Source organism: Nocardioides sp., from assembly GCF_004803405.1.
Lineage (GTDB): Bacteria > Actinomycetota > Actinomycetes > Propionibacteriales > Nocardioidaceae > Nocardioides > Nocardioides vastitatis.
Genome location: NZ_SSXI01000098.1, coordinates 1 through 4,226, shown reverse-complemented (window position 1 = coordinate 4,226; position 4,226 = coordinate 1). Strand labels below are relative to the sequence as shown.

Below are 4,226 nucleotides of genomic sequence, written 5' to 3'. Positions count from 1 at the left end.
CGATCGCCGCGGGCCTGGCGCCGCTCGGCCTGGCGAAGCGTCCGCGCGGCCTCGCGGCGCAGCAGGCGGCGGCATCCGTCGGCCAGGGACTGCTCGTCCACCGCTACACCGAGGAGCTCGCCCGGCACGGGCTGACCGCCGGTCAGGTGCTGCTCACCCTCGACGACGTCACCCGCCGCGCCCACCACCGCAACGCGCACCAGACCTTCACCAAGCTCCTCGAGCTGGGCGTGATCCCGATCGTCAACGAGAACGACACCGTGGCTACCACCGAGATCCGGTTCGGTGACAACGACCGGCTCGCCGCTCTCGTCGCGCACCTGGTCCATGCCGACCTGCTGCTGCTGCTCTCCGACGTCGACGGCCTGTACGACGGACCGCCCAGCCGGCCCGGGGCGCGGCTGATCAGCGAGGTCCGTGCCGATCGCGACCTCGCCGACGTCGTCGTCGGCTCGGCGGGTCAGGCCGGTGTCGGCACCGGGGGCATGGTGACCAAGGTCGACGCCGCGGCGATCGCGACCGGTTCCGGCATCCCGGTGGTGCTCACCTCGGCGGAGTACGCCGGTGACGCGCTGGCAGGCAAACCCGTCGGCACCCTGTTCCACGCCACCGGAAAGCGCCGCCCGATCCGCCTGCTGTGGCTGCGCCACGCCACCGAGCCCAAGGGGGCGGTCCTGCTCGACGCCGGCGCGGTCCGGGCTGTCGTCGAGCGACGTGCCTCGCTGCTGGCCGCCGGCATCACCGGCGTGCAGGGGGAGTTCAGCGCCGGCGATCCGGTCGACCTCCTCGGCCCCGAGGGGGAGGTCGTCGGCCGAGGACTGGTGAACTTCGACGCCTCCGAGCTGCCGGCGCTGCTGGGCCGGTCCTCCAAGGAGCTCAAGCGCGAGCTCGGTGCGGCCTACGAGCGCGAGGTCGTGCATCGCGACGACCTCGTGGTGCTCTAACCCGCCGAGTTGGGACTTCCTCGCCCCCGAAAGCCGGCTTTGGGGATGCCGAGCTGGGACTTTCTCTAGGTTTCCGGCCAGATCCTGTCCACAGGTCTCCGTTGCTGGTCCCTTGTCCACAGGCGCGCTGCCACCAGGAGTACGACGCCCGCCGGATGCCGACGCTACGTGACATGCTGGATCGCGAATCGCTCCCAGAGTCTGCCTTCACCCACGCCGACCGTGCTCGGCTCGGTCTGAGTGCGGACGATCTGCGCATGGCTGTGGTCGATGGGCTCCTGCGCCGGCCGGTTCGCGGCAGCTACCGGCCGCGCCGTGGCTCGGACAACGCGCTCGCGGATCTCGCGGCGGTTGCCCTGGCGCGTCCCCACGACGTCTTCATCGACCGCACGGCGGCACTGATCCACGGCGTCGACGCCTACACCCGCGCGGAGCACGACCTGACCCTGAGCGTCGAGATGTGCGCCCTGCGCGGCAGCGATCCCACCGAGCTGACCGGTGTCGACGGCCGGACCAGGGACCTGGCGCCCGACGACATCGTCGAGGTCCACGGACTCCGCGTGACCACGCCCTTGCGAACCGCCATGGACCTGGGCTGCAACCTTCGGCGGCGTGAGGCGTTCGCGGCGATGAACGAGCTCGCGCGGCATCATCGCCTCACCGTGGCGGACCTCGCCGCCAGCCTGCCGCGGTTCCGCGGCCGTCGCGGCGTCGTCCAGTTGAGGCAGCTGATCGCGCTGCTGGAGCCGCGCGTGGAGTCGCAGCGCGAGTCGTGGACGCTCCTGGCAATCGTCGACGCCGGCCTGCCTCGTCCCGAGCCGCAGCACTGGATCGTACTCGACGGTGTGCCGACCTTTCGGCTGGACTTCGCCTATCCAGGCCTGCGGGCCTGCGTGGAGTACGACGGCGTCGACGCCCACCAGCAGGTCCCCGCGCAGCTGGAGCACGACAGGCAGCGACGCGACTGGCTCCGCGACCACGGCTGGACCGTGATCGTGGTCCGCAACGGCGACTTCACCGGCCCCGCCCTGGACCGATGGCTGAGGGAGCTGCGGGCCGCCCTCGCCACGTCGTACTCCGTCCGTCGGTTCTGATCTCCGAAATCCCAGCTCAGACCCGGGAAAGTCCCGACTCGGTCTGGCGCCTACGGGGAGGCCGAGAAGGGGAAGTCCCAACTCGGCCCCGGGGAAGTCCCATCTCGCGGGTCTGGATGGCCCCGATCGACGGTGTGGCGGGACGCGTAGGCTGGAGCACGACATGACCGCCGACCAGACCCCCACGGTCTACCTCGACCACGCCGCGACGACGCCGATGACCGACGTCGCGGTCGAGGCGTTGACGGCACGGCTGCGCGAGGTCGGCAACGCCAGCTCGCTGCACGCCTCTGGTCGCCGGGTCCGCCGGATCGTGGAGGAGTCCCGCGAGACCATCGCCCAGGCGGTCAACTGCCGCCCCGGGGAGATCGTGTTCACCTCAGGCGGGACCGAGGCCGACAACCTGGCGACGAAGGGGCTGTTCTGGTCCCGCCGCGAGACCGACCCGCGCCGGACCCGCGTCCTGTCGACGGCCGTGGAGCACCACGCGGTGCTCGACCCGCTCGAGTGGCTCGAGGAGCACGAGGACGCCGACGTCGAGCTGCTGCCGGTCGACAGCGAGGGTCGCCTCGACGTCGCCGCGCTGCGGGCGTCGGTGGAGCGGGACCCCGCATCGGTCGCCCTGATCACGGTGATGTGGGCGAACAACGAGGTCGGCACCCTGCAGCCGGTCCACGAGGTCGTCGCGATCGCCGCCGAGCACGGCATCCCGGTCCACACCGATGCGGTGCAGGCGATCGGCGCGGTGCCCGTCGACTTCGCCGCCTCCGGCGTCGACGCGCTCTCGATCTCCGGGCACAAGGTCGGCGGCCCGCAGGGAGTCGGCGCGCTCGTCGTCCGACGCGAGCTGGAGCTGACCGCGCTGATGCACGGCGGCGGCCAGGAGCGCGACGTCCGCAGTGGCACCCTCGACGTGCCGGCCATCGCCGGCTTCGCCGCCGCGGTCGAGCTGGCGGTCAAGCAGCAGGCCGACCACGCCGCGCGTCTCACCGCCCTTCGCGACCGCCTGATCGACGCCGTACGACGTGCCGTGCCGGACGTCGTCCTCAACGGTGCCCCGGTCGACCGCCTGCCGGGGAACGTCCACCTCAGCTTCCCGGGCTGCGAGGGCGACTCGCTCCTGATGCTTCTCGACGCCCGGGGCATCGAGTGCTCCACCGGCTCGGCCTGCTCCGCCGGCGTGCCGCAGCCCTCGCACGTCCTGCTCGCCTTGGGCCGAGACGCCGAGGAGGCCCGCAGCTCGCTGCGGTTCAGCTTCGGCCACACCAGCACCGAGGCCGACGTCGAGGCCGTCGCGGCCGCGATCGCTCCCTGCGTGGAGCGGGCCCGCGCGGCCCGTGCCTGAGCGGGTCGAGGGGATGACATCGGGATGAGGGTCGTCGCAGCCATGTCCGGTGGGGTGGACAGTGCCGTGGCCGCCGCCCGCGCCGCCGAGGCCGGCCACGAGGTCACCGGGATCCATCTCGCACTGTCCCGCAATCCCAAGTCCTACCGCTCCGGTGCGCGGGGCTGCTGCACGATCGAGGACGCCAACGACGCGCGCCGGGCTGCCGACGTGATCGGCATCCCGTTCTACGTCTGGGACCTCTCCGACAGGTTCCACACCGACGTCGTCGAGAACTTCATGGACACCTACGCCGCGGGCCAGACCCCCAACCCGTGCCTGCGGTGCAACGAGAAGATCAAGTTCGCGGCGGTCCTCGACCGGGCCCTGGCCCTGGGCTTCGACGCGGTCGCGACCGGCCACTACGCCAGCGTGATCACCACCGCCGAGGGGGGAGTGGAGCTGCATCGGGCCGTCGACGCCGCCAAGGACCAGTCCTACGTGCTCGGCGTCCTCGACGAGCAGCAGCTGCGGCACTCGCTGTTCCCGCTCGGCGACACCCCGAAGCCGCGGGTCCGCGAGGAGGCGGCCGCCCGCGGCCTGCTCGTCGCGGACAAGCCCGACAGCCACGACATCTGCTTCGTGGCGGACGGCGACAACGTCGGCTGGCTGCGCGAGAAGCTGGGCGACCGCGCCCCCAACCACGGCGGCGCGATCGTCGACGAGGCGAGCGGCGAGGTGCTCGGGGAGCACGCCGGCAGCTACGGCTTCACCATCGGCCAGCGCAAGGGGCTGCGACTCGGGCGACCCGCGCCCGACGGCAGGCCCCGCTACGTGCTCGACATCGAGCCGGTCTCCGGCACC

General features: G+C 72.1%; 4 protein-coding genes. All 4 read left to right on the top strand.

Annotated features, from left to right (window positions below; all coding sequences use genetic code 11):
- Positions 1-944, top strand: a 944-nt coding sequence (gene proB / locus E7Z54_RS07275; RefSeq protein ID WP_136432390.1) for a glutamate 5-kinase, incomplete at its 5' end; no start/stop codon positions are given.
- A gap of 257 nt (positions 945-1,201) precedes the next feature.
- Positions 1,202-2,038, top strand: a complete 837-nt coding sequence (locus E7Z54_RS07270) for an endonuclease domain-containing protein (RefSeq protein ID WP_240769560.1) — start codon at positions 1,202-1,204, stop codon at positions 2,036-2,038.
- Between the two features lie 163 nt (positions 2,039-2,201).
- Positions 2,202-3,383 carry a cysteine desulfurase family protein gene (locus E7Z54_RS07265; protein WP_136432387.1) on the top strand — a complete coding sequence of 394 codons (1,182 nt, stop codon included), beginning with the start codon at positions 2,202-2,204 and terminating at the stop codon, positions 3,381-3,383.
- A 24-nt stretch (positions 3,384-3,407) separates the two neighbouring features.
- A partial coding sequence (gene mnmA / locus E7Z54_RS07260) for a tRNA 2-thiouridine(34) synthase MnmA (RefSeq protein ID WP_136432385.1) occupies positions 3,408-4,226 on the top strand: 819 nt, incomplete at its 3' end.